We start from the raw sequence: 16,470 nt of genomic DNA on the forward strand, positions 1-16,470 counted from the left end.
GCCGACGCTCCGCGTCGACTCCCTCCTCCGCCTTGCGATCGCACGAACCAGACCCCGCTCCCTGATCCGCCCTGATCCAAACGACACGCCCTAGCTGAGTCCCTGGACCAGCACGCGCCCGCTTCCCACTTCCGATTCCTCATGCTTCAAGGATGTTTCCCATGGATGCCACCACTGTGGGCATCGGTGTGCTCATAGCCGTTGTCCTGCTCGTCGCCGTCGCTGTGCTGCTGGTCTTCTCCCGCCTGTTCCGCAAGGTGGAACAGGGCAAGGCGCTGATCGTCTCCAAGATGCGGAAGGTCGATGTGACCTTTACCGGGCAGGTCGTACTGCCGGTGCTGCACAAGGCCGAGGTGATGGACATCTCGGTGAAGGCCATCGAGATCACGCGCACCGGGCGGGACGGGCTCATCTGCCGGGACAACATCCGGGCGGACATCCGCATCTCGTTCTTCGTACGCGTCAACAAGACCGTCGAGGACGTCATCAAAGTCGCCCAGGCCGTCGGAACGCAGCGGGCCAGCGATCAGACCACGATGCAGGAGCTGTTCCACGCGAAGTTCTCGGAGGCGCTCAAGACGGTCGGCAAGCAGCTGGACTTCACCGACCTCTACACCAAGCGCGACGAACTGCGGTACCGCATCATCGAGGTCATCGGCGTCGATCTCAACGGTTACCACCTGGAGGACGCGGCGATCGACTACCTGGAGCAGACGCCGCTGAGCCAGCTCGATCCGCACAACGTCCTCGACGCCCAGGGCATTCGGAAGATCACCGAGCTGACGACGGTGGAGCACGTGCGCACCAACGAGTACCAGCGCACCGAGGAGAAGGAGATCACCCGGCAGAACGTCGACGCCCGGGAAGCCATCCTGGAGCTGGAACGCCGGCAGGCCGACGCCGAGATCAAGCAGAAGCGGGAGATCGACACCTCACGGGCCCGTGAGGAGGCCGAGACGGCGCGGGTGGTGGAGGAGGAGCGGCTGCGGGCGCAGGGTGCCTTCCTGCGTACCGAGGAGCAACTGGGCGTGCAGCGCGAGAATCAGACGCGCGAGGTGGCGGTTGCCGCGAAGAACCGCGAGCGGGTCATCGCTGTCGAGAGCGAGCGCATCGAGAAGGACCGTCTCCTGGAGGTCATCGCCCGGGAACGGGAGACGCAACTGACGCGGATCTCCGCCGAGAAAGAGGTCGAGGCGGAGAAGCGGGAGATCGCAGAGGTCATCCGGGAGCGCGTCGCAGTGGACCGTACGGTCGCCGAGCAGGAGGAGTCGATCAAGAAGCTGCGCGCCGTGGAGGAGGCGGAACGGGGCCGGCAGGCCGTCATCATCGCCGCTGAGGCACAGGCGCAGGAGAAGCTGGTCAAGGACATCAAGGCCGCCGAGGCCGCCGAGCAGGCCGCCACCCACCGGGCGGCGGAGGTACTGACGCTGGCCGAGGCAAGGCTGAAGTCCGCGGACTTCGACGCGCGGGCCAAGGTGCGGCTCGCCGAGGGCGTCCAGGCTGAGTTGGCGGCGGAAGGACTCGCGGCCGTACAGGTCCGCGACAAGGAGGCCGAGGTCATCGAGAAGGCCGGCCGCGCCGAGGCGGAGGCCACCGAGGCACGGCTGCGTGCCGAGGCCGAAGGCGTACGGGTGAAGGCCCTCGCCGAGGCGGTAGCGATCGGCGAGAAGCTCAAGGCCGAGGCGGAGGGCCTCACCGAGAAGGCGCGCGCGATGGCCGCTCTTGACGAGGCATCCCGCGGTCACGAGGAGTACCGGCTGCGGATCCAGGCGGAGAAGGAGATCCGGCTGGCCGGCCTCGACGTCCAGCGCCAGGTCGCCGAGGCACAGGCCACGGTGATCGCGACCGGGCTGGAGAACGCCGACATCAATATCGTCGGCGGAGAGTCGGTCTTCTTCGACCGGCTGGTGTCGTCCATCGCGCTCGGCAAGGGCGTCGACGGTTTCGTCCAGCACTCCGAGACCGCACAGGCCCTGGCCAAGCCCTGGCTGGACGGCTCGGCGAGCTTCACCGACGACCTGAGCCGGATCCTCAGCTCGGTGTCGGCCTCCGATGTCCAGAATCTGACCGTCTCCGCACTGCTGATGAAGCTGATGAAGAAAGGCGACGGCGCCAACGCCGGGCAACTGCGGCAACTGATCGACAAGGCCGGTGAACTGGGCCTGGCCGACTTGCCGCTCACCACCCTCGGCGCAGCCCTCAGCACCAACGGCACCATCAAGGCTTGATCACCCGCGTCGACCGGAGCTGCCGCACAGGGGACGGCAGCTCCGGTCCGCACCTTCGCGAAGGGAACCGCACCCCATGTCAACCGGGGCAACCGGCATGGACACCGGTACGTACGAGGTCCTGCGTGAGCGGCTCGCCGCGCAGGCCGCCGAACTCGCCCGCCGCGCCGATGAACTCAACATCCGCCGCACAGCGGAGTTCGGCTCGACGCGGCTCGAACTCACCGGCACTGAGCGGCTGCGGACCGAGCACACCTGCCTGCCCCGCGACATCGTCCCCATCGGCGATGCCCTGCTCTTGGGATACGGCGCTCTTCCCGGAGCCACGTCCGGCAACGCTGTGGGCGAAGTCTTCGCGCTGTACGACCGTGACCTGCACCGGCTCGGCGAGGACGCGGTTCCCGGGCTCCTCGACGATCCCGGCTTCGTACGGGAATTCGCCGCCCTCCACCGCTACTACCGCGATACCCGGCTCCTTCAGCTGCGCCGGACCGAGGGCAGGCTGCTCGCCGTCTTCCGGACCGGCGAGAAGAGCGACGACATCCGGGTGCTGCGCTGGTCCGTGTCCGACGACGGCAGGATCTCCTTCCTCGATGCCCGCGGGGAGCACGATCACGTCCTTCCTGCCGCGCACGACTTCGAGTGGACCGAGGCGACCCGCGAGGACCACATTCCCGGCCGCCACCCGCACCTCTCCGTCAGGGGCGAGATCTTCGTCGCGACGGACGGCGGAACCCTCACCGTCAAGACAGAGAACGACACCGGAACCGGCGAGGGCATCTACACCGAACCGGTCGACGAGCCGCTGCAGTCCCTCGCCGACGCGGAGGTCGCCCATGCGCGCGTGGGCGACCTCCTTCTGCTGCGGATCCGCCCCTACAAGGAATCCGCCCACCGCCACCTCGTCTTCCACACCCTCACCAAAACGGTGGTGCGCCTGGACGGCATCGGGCAGGCGTGCCGCCGCCTGCCCGAGGGCCAGGGGATCGTCTTCCCGGGCGGCTACTGCCTGTCCTCCGGCGCGTACAAGATCTTCGACGCGGACACCACCGGCCTGGAGTTCGAGCACGCGGTGCGCTCGCCCAACGGAGAGGACCTGCTCTTCACCTTCCACGCACGAGCCGGGGGCCGCAGCCTGCTGCTGCCCTACAATGTCATCCGCAAGGAGGTCGCCACCCCGCTGTTCTGCCTCGGCTGGGCGCTGTTCGACGACGGCACGCTGATGGTGCTGCAGCGCGGTGCCGGCGACGAACCGGGCCGGGTCCACCCGCTCCAGCTCTGGCGCTCTCCCTATGTCTCCGACACCTACGCCGCCGCCCGGCCCGTCGGCAGCGGACCGCTGGCCCGTGTGGGTAACGCCGACCTCGTACGGGGCCTCTCCGACTGCCTCTCCCTCACGCGTGCCGTTGCCGAGACCACCCCGACGACCGAGGTGTACAAGGCGCTGGCAGCCGGCTGTGTCCGCACCGCCGATGCGCACCACTGGCTCGGCGACGACGAACTGGGCGAGCTGCGCGCGCCGCTGGACGCCATGCGGAAGACCGCCGAGCAGGTGCTGAGCGAGTTCGAGACCGTCCAGGTGCTGACCCGGCAGGCCGCCGACGCGCTCGGCGAGGCAGCGGCCCGGATCGCGTCGGTGGTGCGCCGTCTGCGTGGCGAGACCCCCCGCAGCGCCGGCGCCTGGGTGACGGGGCTGACCGAACTGCGGCAGGCCCAGGGCCATCTGCTCACCCTCAAGGACCAGAGGTACGCGGACACCACCCGTATCGACGAACTCGCCGCCGACGTCGAGACGGACCTGGCGACATTCGGCCGACGTGCACTTGCCTTCCTGGCCCGCGAGGATGCCTTCACCGACCACCACCAGGACACGGAGCGGCTCGTAGCGGACGCGGAGTCGATCACCACGGTCGCCGAGGCAGCACCGGTCGGGGCCCACCTCGACGAGCTGGCCGACGGGCTCCGGACCGTCACCGAGGTCGTCGCCGGTCTCGACATCGGAGATGCCACGGTCCGCACGTCCGTCCTGGGGCGCATCGCGGAAGTACTGGGCGGCGCGAACCGCGCCCGCGCCACGCTCGACGCCCGCCGCCGCGAACTCGCCGACCACGAAGGACGCGCCGAGTTCGCCGCCGAGTTCGCCCTGCTGGGGCAGGCGGCCACCGGCGCGCTCGCCGTCGCTGACACCCCGGCGGCGTGCGACGAACAACTGGCCCGCCTGCTCGTACGGCTGGAGGACCTGGAGTCCCGGTTCGCGGAGTTCGACGACTTCCTCGGTGAGCTGACGGACAAGCGCACCGAGGTCTACGAAGCCTTCTCCGCCCGCAAGCAGACCCTCGCCGACGCCCGCTCCCGCCGCGCCGAGCAGCTCGCCACCGCGGCGGCCCGGATCATGGAGACCCTCGCGCGCCGGGCCGCCACCCTCGCCGACGCCGACGCTGTCGCCACGTACTTCGCCTCCGACCCATTGGTGAACAAGGTCCGCCGCATTGCGGAGCAATTGCGCGAACTTGGTGATCAGGTACGGGCGGAGGAGCTGGAGGGGCGCCTGAAGGCCGCCCGCCAGGACGCGTCCCGTGCCCTGCGCGACCGCACCGACCTCTATGCCGATGACGGCCGGACCATCCGCCTGGGCCGCCACCGCTTCGCCGTCAACACGCAGCCCCTCGACCTCACGCTCGTCCCCCAGGGCGACGGCCTTGCCTTCGCCCTGGCCGGCACCGACTACCGCTCACCGGTCACCGACCCGGACTTCGCCGCTACCCGCCCGTACTGGAACCGGCTCCTGCCCTCAGAGTCGCCCGCGGTCTACCGCGCCGAACACCTCGCCGCCCGCCTGCTCGACGCACACGGCCCGGCAGCCCTTGCCGGGTCCGACCTCGCCGCCCTCGTACGGCAGGCCGCCGAGGAGGCGTACGACGAGGGCTACGAACGCGGCATCCACGACCACGACGCAACCGCGATCCTGGCCGCGCTGCTCCGCCTGCACGCCGGCGCCGGCTTGCTGCGCCACCGGCCCGCCGCCCGTGCTGCCGCCCAGCTGTACTGGGCGCACGGGACGACCGCCGAAGCCCGCGAAGCCTGGACCCGGCGGGCCAGGTCGCTCGCCCGCGCCCGGGAGACATTCGGCCCGACCTCGGCGATCGCCGAACTCCAGGCGGAGTTCGCCGGCGCGATCGGCCGGGACGAGGCAGCGTCCGCTGCCGCGTACCTCTTCGAGGAGCTGACCCGCGGACCGGACGGCTTCGTCCTCAGCACCGGCACCCGTACGCTGCTCGACACCTTCCGCCGCACCGTCGGCACACCGGCGTACGACGAGGACCTGTCCGCCCTCGACGACCTCGCCGCGCGCCGTCAGCTGGTCGAGGCGTGGCTGTCCTCCTACGCCGTCGCCACCGCCACGACCGCCGGAGACCTGGCCGAGGCCGTGGCCGCGGAGCTGTGCCCGGACCTGACGCGCTACGAGTCCGACGCACCGCTGACCGAGATCGTCGAAGGGCTGCTCGGCACCCACCCCCGGATCACCGGCCGCGCGCTCACGGTCCGGATCGACGAACTGCTCGCCCGCACCCGTGACTTCCGCGCCCTCGATGTCCCCGGTCACCGCGCCTACCAGCGGCAGCGCACCGCCCTGGTGGCCGCCGAGCGCTCCCGGCTCCACCTGGACACCTACCGGCCCCGCGTGATGTCGTCCTTCGTCCGCAACCGGCTCATCGACGAGGTCTATCTCCCCCTCATCGGCGACAACCTCGCCAAACAGCTCGGCACCACGGGCGAGGCCAAACGCACCGACACCGGTGGACTGCTGCTGCTCATCTCCCCGCCCGGATACGGCAAGACGACGCTGATGGAGTACGTCGCCGACCGGCTCGGCCTCGTCCTGGTCAAGGTGAGCGGCCCGGCACTGGGGCACGCCGCCACCTCCCTGGACCCGGCCGACGCCCCGAACGCCACCGCCCGCCAGGAGATCGAAAAGATCAACTTCGCCCTCGCGGCGGGCAACAACACCCTCCTCTACCTGGACGACATCCAGCACATCTCACCCGAGCTGCTCCAGAAGTTCATCCCGCTGTGCGACGCCACCCGCCGCATCGACGGCGTCCAGGACGGCGAGCCCCGCACCCACGACCTGCGGGGCAAGCGTTTTGCGGTCTGCATGGCCGGCAACCCCTACACCGAGTCGGGCGGCCGCTTCCGGGTTCCCGACATGCTGGCCAACCGCGCCGACGTCTGGAACCTGGGCGATGTACTGACCGGCAAGGAGGAGGTCTTCGCACTCAGCTTCATCGAGAACACCCTCACCGCCAACCCGGTCCTGGCTCCGCTCGCCGGCCGCGACCGCGCCGACCTCGACCTCCTCATCCGCCTCGCCGTCAACGACCCCACGGCCCGTGCCGATCAGCTCACCCGCCCCTGCGTCCCCGCCGAGCTGGACCGGATCACGGCCGTGCTGCGGCACCTGCTCGCCGCCCGCGCCACCGTCCTGGCGGTCAACGACGCCTACATCGCCTCCGCCGCACAGACCGACGCCACCCGCACCGAACCGCCCTTCCAGCTCCAGGGCTCCTACCGCAACATGGCCAAGATCGCCCAGCGCATCCAGCCGGTCATGAACGACGCGGAACTGGCGGCCGTCATCGACGACCACTACACCGCCGAAGCCCAGACCCTCACCAGCGGGGCCGAGGCCAACCTGCTGAAGCTGGCCGAACTGCGCGACACCCTCACCCCCGAACAGGCCATGCGCTGGGCAGCGCTGAAGTCCGCCTACGTCCGCACCCAGAAGCCCGGCGGCACGGAGAACGAACCCGCCGGCCTCCCCCAAGCTCTCGGCTTCGCTCGAGCAGGGGGGACCCCCACCGCCGCCGCCCTCGGCCTCCTCTCCGAACGGATCGCCGCCGTCGAGTCGGCCCTCACGCACGCGGCCGATCCCCGCCACCTCATGGCCGAGTCCAGCGCCCGGCATGCGCCCGGGGGGCACCCCGAGTGAGTGCACGCCCTTGCGGGGGTGGCCCGGCCGATGTCATGGCGGCAACCGCTCCGCCTTGCCGTCGTGTCCGGTCCCACCGGTTGTAGGGTGCCCAGTGCGGTCCCGGCGCCGCTCCCATGACGCCGAAGGCCGGTACCTCAGGGCGAGACAGGAGCCGATCGTGCGGGCACGTGACCTGGCGGTGCAATACGAGACAGTCGGCCTCGACAGCGAGGCTCTGGACGCGGCCCGGCTGATGGCCGAACACCGGCTGCCCGGCCTGCTGGTGGTGGATGAGAAGGGCGCACCGGCGGCGGTCCTCCCGGCCTCCCAGATGATCAAAGTACTGGTGCCCGGTTATGTCGTGGAGGACCCGGCCCTCGCGGCGGTGGTGGACGAGCGCCACGCCGACCGGCTGTGTCAGGCGCTGTCCGGACGCACCGTACGGGACTGCCTGTCGAGGACGGCACCCACACCACCCGTCGCGGCACCCGACGACACGGCGCTGGAGGTTGCGGCACTGATGGCCCAGGCCCGCAGCCCGCTCGTGGCGGTCGTGGACAAGGGCAGGACCGGCGTACGGCTGCTCGGTGTGATCACCGCCTCCCATCTGCTGGAGCGGCTCCTGCTCGCCGCCTCCTGACGGGCGACCGGAAGCGCCGCGGGGCGCCCCTTCGCACCCGCCGACGGTGCGCCGCAGCCACGGCCCGCCGACGGCGCATCCGGTGCCCGGCTGGGCCAGTGGGTCCTGTAGTTGCCGGAGCCCGGCAACGTTCCGACCCCCAGGGTGCCCGTTAGTAATCTGTCAAAGAAGCATCAAGAATCGGTAAGCTTCCGCACGGTGTGCCGGGAAGTCTGGTCGGCGAGCAGGGGATCACTCTCTCTTCCGATCGGGGGCTCACGACATGGTGCTCGTGGTGGTGTTCGGCGCCGCGCTTTTGGCGGCGGTGTTGTTGTCGGGACTGGCGGCGCGGACGGTGCTCTCCACGTCCTTGCTCTTCCTCGTCGGTGGCGCTCTCGTCAGCGATGGCTTTCTCGGGCTGATCCACATCACGCCCGACAGCGAGATCGTGTCCGTCACGGCCGACCTCGCGCTCTTCGCGGTGCTGTTCACCGACGGCATGCACGTCTCGCTGCCCAAGCTCCGGGCCAACTGGAAGAACCCCGCCCGTGCACTGGGCCTGGGCATGCCGCTTGCTTTCGTCTTCATGGCACTGATCACCCACTACCTTGCGGGACTGGACTGGACGACGTCCTTCCTGGTGGGAGCGGTTCTCGCACCCACCGACCCGGTGTTCGCCTCGGCGATCGTCGGGCGGAGCGAGGTCCCGGCCAAACTGCGGCAGCTGCTGAACGTGGAGAGTGGCATCAACGACGGCCTCGCCCTCCCCGTCGTACTCGTCCTCATCGCCGCTGCGGGCCCCACGGCCGACCGCGCGGAGGCGTCGCTCGTCGGCATCACGCTGGAGCTGGCGCTCGGCCTGGCCGTCGGGATCGCGCTGCCACTGGTCGCGGGCGGGCTCGTACGCTTCCGGCTGCTGGGTGTCGAGCCGAAGCTCCAGCCCTTGCTGCCACTGGCCACCGGGATCATCCTCTACGCGACCTGCCACCTGACCCACGCCAATCCCTACCTGGGCGCGTTCTCGGCCGGCGCGGTCCTGGCGCACGTCTCGCCCGAGGCGAAACAGTCCTTCCAGCCGCTCGGTGAGGCCCTGGCGGAGCTGGCGAAGTTCGCGGCACTGCTCGTCTTCGGCGCGCTGCTGACTCCGCAGCTGTTCGGTGCCCTGTCGTGGGGCGGTTACCTGGCCGTGATTCTGGCGATCGTCCTCATCCGGCCCGCCTCGCTGCTTATCTCGCTGCTCGGTACGCGCTTCCCCCGCCGGGAGAAGCTGGTCGCGGCGTGGTTCGGCCCGAAGGGTTTCGCGTCGGTGGTGTACGGCCTGTTGGTGCTCCAGTCCGGCATCCCCCAGGCAGAGAAGGCATTCACGCTCATCGCGGTGTGCATCGCCTTCTCGATCGTCGCCCACAGCTCCACGGACGTCCCGATCGCCCGTGCCTTCCATGTCGACGATCTGGCCGGAACCCCGGCCTCGCAGGAGCAGGCAGCTGCGCACCCGAACACGCTCACCAAGGAGAACCAGGTCGGCGCGCCCGGCTGAGGGACAAACGCCCGGCTGAGGACACTCAGCCGGAACCTTTCATCGGAGGATCGTGAACAACTGGCACAGCTGGGCCGCCATCGTCGTGTTCGTCGGCGCCTACGCCCTGATCATCAGCGAGAAGATCCACCGCGTCGCCGTGGCCCTCGGCGGCGCGGGACTGATGCTGGCGATCGGGGCGACCGACGACGCGTCGGCGTTCTACTCCGCGGAGTCCGGCATCGACTGGAACGTCATCTTCCTGCTCATGGGCATGATGATGATCGTCGGCGTCCTGAAGAAGACCGGCCTCTTCGAGTACCTGGCGATCTGGTCGGTCAAACGCGCCCGTGCCCAACCCTTCCGAGTCATGGCCATGCTCATCGTCATCACGGCAGCGGCCTCGGCACTCCTCGACAACGTCACCACCGTGCTGCTGATCGCTCCCGTCACGCTGCTCGTGTGCGAGCGTCTGGCGCTGCCCGCCGCGCCGTTCCTCATCGCCGAGGTCCTGGCCTCCAACATCGGCGGCACAGCGACTCTGGTCGGCGACCCGCCCAACATCATCATCGCCAGCCGAGCCGGCCTCACCTTCAACGACTTCCTCGTCCACCTCGCACCCCTCTCGGCGATCCTGGTCGTCGTCCTCGTCGCCCTGTGCCGAGTCATGTTCCGCAAGACCTTCGTCTACGACGAGGACCGGGCCGCCGAGATCATGGCGCTGGAGGAGCGCGAAGCCATCAAGGACCCGCGCCTGCTGATCCAAGGCCTGATCGTGCTCGCCCTTGTGGTGGCCGGCTTCGTCCTGCACCCGGTCCTGCACTACGCCCCCAGCATCGTTGCCCTGCTCGGCGCCGGCCTGCTCGTCGCTGTCTCCTCCGCCGAGACCAGTGACGTACTGGCCGAAGTGGAGTGGCCCACCCTGGCCTTCTTCGCCGGACTCTTCGTCATGATCGGTGGCCTGATCGACACCGGCGTCATCAACGAGATTTCCAAGGGGCTGGCCCACGTCACCGGCTCCAACGAGCTCGGCGGATCCCTCATACTGCTGAGCGCCTCCGCGGTCCTCTCCGGCGTCGTCGACAACATCCCGTACGTCGCGACCATGGCCCCCATCACCAGCGACCTCGTCCACAACATGGGCGGCGGAAACGACCACGTCATGTGGTGGGCTCTTGCGCTCGGCGCGGACCTCGGCGGCAATGCCACTGCGATCGGTGCCTCGGCCAACGTCGTCGTCCTCGGCATCGCGGAACGCAACCGGCAGCCCATCTCCTTCTGGCAGTTCACCAAGTACGGCCTGATCGTCACCGCAGTGACGGTCGCGCTGTCCCTCGTCTACGTGTGGCTGCGCTACTTCGCTCTCGCCTGATGCGGCTCGGCCGGCCATGGGTCCATGTGCGCCGCGGCCGGGCTCTCGGCCTGAGACGTGTCGCCCACACCGGGTTCGAGGCCGACATGTCGACCGGGGAGCATTCGTCGAGGTGTGGGCCACTCGTGGCCGTTGAGCGCGCGAGGTGACGCTGGGACGCCTCTCCGGGCAGGAGGCGCGGCGGAAGGTCACTTGGGGATGGTCGAGGCGACGTCGTCGAGGGTGGCGTCGGTGACCAGGCCGGTGTCCTCCAGCACGTCCATGTGGTCCTGGACGGTGTTGTTGGTCTGTGTGGCCAGTCGCCGGATCATAGTGTTCTTGGTCGTGGCGCGGACCTCGCCGATGGTGATGAAGATCTTGCCGTGGGAGGCGCGCAGCAGGTCCACGAAGAGCTGGTCGAACGCCCGGCCCCGGGCGTTTTTCAGCTGGTCCACCCAGCCCTGTTGTTCGGCGGTGGCCTGGTCGGGGATGGGCACGCTCAGCGCCTCGGAGTCCTCCCGGGCCAGCTCGTCGAGCTTGCTGTGCCCTTCGAGCAGGTGCATCCCGGCGCGCTTGATGGCTTCGCTCGATGCATGCGTCTGGGCGAGCCGGCCCGCCGGCATCTCCCATAGCCCGGCCTGCCGGACCTTGGTGAGGAAGGTCTTGTCCAGCGCACCGAGCGCGCCCGCACTGCCTTTCTGAGGCCCGTTCAGGGCGGCATTCGCGGCAGGGAGATCGGCGGAGACGGACTCGTCGGCGGAGCTGTTCCGCTGCCAGAGCCACACGGAAACGGCAGCGATGACGGTGGTGAGGGCGAGTGCGGCGGCTATGAAGCGGCCGCGGTTCGAGGTGGGGCGGGGGTTTCGCGCGTGAGATTTCATCGTGCCTCCTGGCTTGCGCGTGACCGATCGCCGGCGGGCGTGGCCGTCCCGGCGACGGTGGGCGTCGCCACGCTAACCTTTGCACTAGGCAAGGAACCGGATTGAGCGACGATGCTCAAATCCGGCCAACGGGCGGTTCTCGTGGGCTACGATCTCGCCCTTCGTGCCGTGGGCATGGATCCTGGCCGTGCCGGGCGGATTCCATGGCCGGCAGGCTTCAGGGCTTCCGGTTGCCGGGTTCCGTGGCGGCTGATGCGGACTCCCCGGCGAGGACCGCACCGCGGTTGGGGTTGGTATCGGACGGCCCGGGGGCCTTCAAGGCTCCGCGCCGGACGTGGAGTTGCCAGGCGGCGTTGGGAACGAACCACCGGGCGGTCTCTCGAACGGTGCGTTGTCTCTCGGTGATCACCGGTTGCCAGATCTGTTCGTAGCGGCGCAGGGCGGCTTCGACCGAGTCGCTGCGGTGGAGTTGGTCGGCCAGGATGCAGGCGCCGGCCATGCCGAGGGAGGCACCTTGTCCGGCGAGGAGGGAGACGGCCTGGCAGGCGTCGCCCAAGAGCGTGACCCGGCCCCGGCTCCATTGCGGCAGTTCGATCTGCGCCACCTGGTCGTAGGAGATGTGGTCGGCCGACGGGCACCGTTCCAACGCGCGGGGGGTGACCCAGCCGAGCCCGGAGTACTCCCGCAGGAGCGCGGTCCGCACATCGCTCGGCAAGGTGGGGTCGGGGGTGCGGTGCACGGCGAAGGCTGCGACCTTGCCGTTGCGCAGCCCGTGGAAGCCCATCTGGCGTCCGAGGGTGTCGGTGAGACAGATCCGGTTCCGAAGCCGGGCGTGGACTTCCGGCGCGTCGAAGACGAACGCGGCGGTGTGGAAGCCGAGGTAGCGCAGGTAGCGTGCCTCGTCCCCGTGGATCATGAAGCGAACGGTGGAGTGGAGACCGTCGGCCCCGACCAGCAGGTCGGCGTCGACGGTGCTGTGGTCGGTGAGGGCCACCGAGACGCCGGTGACGTCATTGTCGATATGTACGAGGCCGGTGGCGAAGCGCAGGTCCACGCGACGGGAAAGGCTCTCCCGCAGGGCGTGTTCGAGGTCGGGGCGCATCAGACTCGGCAGCTGCCCTCCTGTTGGCCTGCCGGACTGGGCATATGTCAGCCGGGCGCGGGTCTGTCCGTTGTGGTCGACGGAGACGGCTTCACGGACCGGGTAGGTGAGTTGCTGCAGCCGGGGCAGGAGGCCCATGGCGCCGGCGGCGTCGTGGACGGGGCCGGCTAAGTCGAGCAGGTAGCCCTGGGCGCGGGGGCCGGGCGCCTTCTCCAGCACCACGACCTCCCAGCCGAGGGTGTCCAGGCGCTGGGCGAGTGCGAGGCCGGCGATTCCGGCCCCGCAGATGACTGCCTTCATGTGGCACGGCCTTTGCATGGTGGATGTCGGCGACGGCGCCGGTGTGCTGTCGGAGCTGGTGTGTCTCCTTGTTGCGTGGGGGAGCGGTGCCGTCAGGAGGCGATGGGTGTGTGGAGTGCACGCAGGGCGCTCTGGTGGGTGAGCCAGCCGACCAGCCGGTCCCTTCCGGGTGCGAGGACGGGCAGGCCGGTCCCGGGCGCGGCGACGAGGGCGTGCAGCGCCGTGGACAGCGGCATGTCGGTGGTGAGGGGAGCGGTCGGTTCGGCGAGGTCGCCCGCGAGGGCCGGGGCTTCGAAGTCGCCGCCGGGGCGTTCGGCGAGCACTTCGGCCACGGACCGGGCGGTCAGCGTGCCCAGGTAGCGCCCCTCGGTGTCCAGCACCGGCAGTGCTCCGTGCTCGGACCGGACCAACAGGTCTCCCGCTTCCGCGAGTTCGGTGGCATCCGGCAAGGGAGCGGGGAGCGGCTCCATGACCTCCTCCACGGTCTGCGAGCCGATCCTGGCTCCGGGCGCGGGTGCGTTCAGGTCGATGCCGCGGCGGCGGAGCTTGAGGGTGTAGACGGTGTCGTGGGAGAGCAGTCGGCTGGTGAGGGTGGCCAGGACGATGGCGAGCATCAGCGGCAGGATGATCGAGTACTGGCCGGTGAGCTCGAAGAGGATGACGACGGCGGTGATGGGGGCCCGTGAGGCTCCGGCGAAGACGGCGCCCATGCCGACCAGCGCGTAGGCGCCGACGGCACCCGCGGTGCCGGGCATCAGCTGGTGGGTGGTGGCCCCGTACGCGGCGCCGAGCATGGCGCCGATGAAGAGGCTGGGGGCGAAGACGCCGCCGGAGCCGCCGATGCCGATGGTCAGGCTGGTGGCGAGGATCTTGCCGACGAGCAGGAGCAGCAGGAAGCCGGCGATGTACCCGCCGTGGGCCGCCTTCTCCAGTACGGGGTAGCCCACGCCGTACATCTCGGGCAGCATCAGCAGGACCACGCCGAGCAGCAGGCCGCCGACGGCGGGGCGGAGCCATTCGGGGCCGCGCCAGGCCCAGTCGCAGGCGTCCTCGATCCAGTACAGGATGCGGGTGAAGCCGACTCCCACGACGCCCGCGAGTACACCGAGAACGGCGAACAGTCCGTACTGGCCGAGGTGTTCGACATGGAACGGTGGCAGCGTGAGGAAGGCGGTGTCGCCGAAGGCGGCTCGGCCGATCACACTCGCGGTGACGCTGGCCAGGACGGTGGCGCCGAACGCCTCGATGCTGAAGGCGCCGAGTATGAGCTCCATGGAGAAGAACACGCCGGCGAGCGGGGCGTTGAAGGTGGCGGCTATACCGCCGGCGGCCCCGCAGGCGACCAGCAGCCGCATCCGGTCCTCGGAGACCTTGACCACACGGCCCAGGGTCGAGCCGAGGGCGGAGCCGATCTGGACGATGGGGCCCTCACGGCCGACCGAGCCGCCCGAGCCGATGCACAGCGCCGAGGCGAGCGCCTTGACGACGGAGACCTGGGGGTTGATCCGGCCACCGCGCTGGGCGACCGCCAGCATCACCTCCGGTACGCCGTGGCCGCGTGCCTCCTTGGCGAACCTGTCGACCAACGGCCCGTACAGCAGACCGCCGACGACGGGCGCCAGCACGACGAAGAACGGCCCCAGCCACGGCACATGCGGATTCGCTTCCCGGCCGGCGCCCGCGTAGTCGGCATGACCGGAGAAGAGGTGGGTGAAGGTCACGATCAGCCAGCGGAAGGCGATCGAGCCGAGGCCGGCTCCCGCACCTACCGCCACCGCGAGCGCCAGTAGTCCCCACGGAGCGTTACGCACTCGCGCCACCGGTGAGGGGGGCCGAGTCTCGACCACTGTCCCGCGGTTACCGGTGCCGACGGCATCCGTTGTGCCTGTCCCGCTCATATCGTCCTCTCGTCTCACTGATGGGGCGCCTGTTTGCATTATGCAAAAGTTGTCAAGCGGCACTTTCAGTGGGGCGGGGGGCGCAGGAGGGGCAGGGGAGAGGTCTGCGGGGTGCGAGGGTGCAGGGGGCCGTCTCGGAGGGCTCCTGCGGTTCATGCGAGGCGATCAGGCGACGCGTCGAGGCGGACGAACGGGATGCGCCGTCCCGCCTGGCGGTAGGCGCCTTCGCTGCCGTCCACCTCGAACCCCATGAAGGAACACAGCCGGCGAGCCAGTCGCGGGTGCTCCGGGGCGTAGCGGGCCATGATGGCGCCGCCGTCCTCGGGGGAGAGGAAGGAGGCCGTGGCGGTGTAGCGACGGTTGCCGCACCGGACCGTTGTCCGAGGGGAGTGGCGCAGGTTCTGGTACCAGGCCGACGCCGGGCCGAAGCCGGAGGCGACGGTCCAACTGAGTCTGTCGCCGTCCCGCTCGTGTGCGACCACTTCCAGGACCACCTGGCGACGGAGTCCGGTGAGCCGCCCGGTGTGGTTCAAAAGCAGCAGTCGCTTGCCGAGCAGCGGGCCGAGTCCTGCCCGGTAGAGGCGGATGGGCAGGCGGGCCACGAAGCGTCGCCATCCGGTGGGGAGAGGTGGGCGTTCAAGGGTCGAGAAGTGATGCGTCATGGGTCTCCTTCCGGCCGGGGGTCGCGGCCCTGTGCGTGGAGTGGGTCGAGACGCCGGGAATGGATTTTCGCCAGTGCAACAGTTGCATAGTCTAAAATGTGTTCCCAGGGCGCAAGGCATGGGGTTCCGGAGTGTCGTCGCACTGTCGCCGGGCGCGCCGCGGTTCCCGGGGGCGGTCACTTCATGCCTGCGGACGGTGGTTGACGAAGACGCGCAGCACGTTCGAAGGCGGCTGACGGCCGCTCGAAGGCAGTCTGTGGACGAGGTCGCGTGCCGGAGCGGAACTGACCGAGCGTTGTCCTGTCAGCACGCTGGGATTGCCTTGGGTCGTGTGGTGGACGGTGGTCGCGTGCACTGTGGGTGTCCCGACGGGGTCACTCCTGCCGCCGGACGGTAGAAAGGGGGCATGGCCGAGAGCGGAGCCCCCACGAGGGGCGTTGACGATGTGGATGCGGTGACCCGAGCGGTGCTCACGGCGTCAAGACTGCTGGTCGCGGTGTCCGCGCGGTCACTCGGCGAGGTCGAGGAACGGGTGACGCTTCCCCAGTTCCGGATGCTGGTGGTGCTCTCCACGCGAGGGGCCACCAAGCTGGTCGCGCTCGCCGAGCTGCTCCAGGTCGCTCCCTCGACCGCGATGCGCATGGTGGACCGGCTCATCGTCGCCGGTCTGGCGGATCGGCAGGCAAACCCCGACAACCGGCGCGAGACACTGCTCCAGCTCACCGACGAGGGCCGGCGAACGGTCGAGGACGTCACCGCCCGCCGGCGCGCGGAGATCAGTACCATCGTCGAACGTCTCGCTCCCGAGCAGCGAACCGCGCTCATCGAAGCGCTCGACGCCTTCAACGAAGCGGGCGGCGAGCCGCCTGTGGATGCCCTGGAACTCCACCCCCTGGGGTGGGCCGACGCCGTGCCTGACCGCCGTAGCTGAGCGTCCGTGT

10 protein-coding genes are annotated in these 16,470 nt (G+C 69.7%); 6 read left to right on the forward strand and 4 right to left on the reverse strand.

Annotated features, from left to right (window positions below; genetic code table 11):
* Positions 1 to 161: 161 nt before the first annotated feature.
* The 5 genes from ACWGI6_RS05780 to ACWGI6_RS05800 all read left to right on the forward strand — a co-directional run bounded on the left by ACWGI6_RS05780 (position 162) and on the right by ACWGI6_RS05800 (position 10,707).
* The gene (locus tag ACWGI6_RS05780) at positions 162 to 2,228 is read left to right on the forward strand and encodes a flotillin family protein (RefSeq protein WP_453266319.1); all 2,067 of its coding nucleotides are present in this window, start codon (positions 162 to 164) and stop codon (positions 2,226 to 2,228) included.
* A 76-nt stretch (positions 2,229 to 2,304) separates the two neighbouring features.
* A complete protein-coding gene (locus tag ACWGI6_RS05785) occupies positions 2,305 to 7,218 on the forward strand; it encodes a DNA repair ATPase (RefSeq protein WP_453266320.1) in 4,914 nt (1,637 codons plus the stop codon).
* A gap of 160 nt (positions 7,219 to 7,378) precedes the next feature.
* Complete coding sequence (locus tag ACWGI6_RS05790) at positions 7,379 to 7,840, forward strand: CBS domain-containing protein (RefSeq protein WP_453266321.1); 462 nt, start codon at positions 7,379 to 7,381, stop codon at positions 7,838 to 7,840.
* A 262-nt stretch (positions 7,841 to 8,102) separates the two neighbouring features.
* Complete coding sequence (locus tag ACWGI6_RS05795) at positions 8,103 to 9,356, forward strand: cation:proton antiporter (RefSeq protein ID WP_453266322.1); 1,254 nt, start codon at positions 8,103 to 8,105, stop codon at positions 9,354 to 9,356.
* A gap of 52 nt (positions 9,357 to 9,408) precedes the next feature.
* Entirely contained in the window at positions 9,409 to 10,707 is a 1,299-nt protein-coding gene (locus tag ACWGI6_RS05800; protein ID WP_453266323.1) for an ArsB/NhaD family transporter, read from the forward strand.
* A 188-nt stretch (positions 10,708 to 10,895) separates the two neighbouring features.
* Here the strand turns inward: ACWGI6_RS05800 and ACWGI6_RS05805 are convergent, their stop codons facing one another.
* The 4 genes from ACWGI6_RS05805 to ACWGI6_RS05820 form a co-directional block, all read right to left on the reverse strand.
* Positions 10,896 to 11,567: a DUF4142 domain-containing protein gene (locus ACWGI6_RS05805; RefSeq protein WP_453266324.1), complete on the reverse strand. Its 672-nt coding sequence runs from the start codon at positions 11,565 to 11,567 to the stop codon at positions 10,896 to 10,898.
* A 217-nt stretch (positions 11,568 to 11,784) separates the two neighbouring features.
* A complete protein-coding gene (locus ACWGI6_RS05810; protein ID WP_453266325.1) occupies positions 11,785 to 12,969 on the reverse strand; it encodes an FAD-dependent monooxygenase in 1,185 nt (394 codons plus the stop codon).
* A 92-nt stretch (positions 12,970 to 13,061) separates the two neighbouring features.
* Entirely contained in the window at positions 13,062 to 14,756 is a 1,695-nt protein-coding gene (locus ACWGI6_RS05815) for a chloride channel protein (protein ID WP_453266501.1), read from the reverse strand.
* A 263-nt stretch (positions 14,757 to 15,019) separates the two neighbouring features.
* Positions 15,020 to 15,529 carry a nitroreductase family deazaflavin-dependent oxidoreductase gene (locus tag ACWGI6_RS05820; RefSeq protein ID WP_453266326.1) on the reverse strand — a complete coding sequence of 170 codons (510 nt, stop codon included), beginning with the start codon at positions 15,527 to 15,529 and terminating at the stop codon, positions 15,020 to 15,022.
* A 406-nt stretch (positions 15,530 to 15,935) separates the two neighbouring features.
* On the opposite strand from ACWGI6_RS05820, the gene ACWGI6_RS05825 reads away from it, so the two are divergent.
* Positions 15,936 to 16,460 (forward strand): MarR family winged helix-turn-helix transcriptional regulator, encoded by a 525-nt coding sequence (locus tag ACWGI6_RS05825; protein WP_453266327.1) that lies wholly within the window; start codon positions 15,936 to 15,938, stop codon positions 16,458 to 16,460.
* The last annotated feature ends 10 nt before the right edge of the window (positions 16,461 to 16,470 follow it).

It is taken from the genome of Streptomyces sp. NPDC054786 (assembly GCF_053611685.1).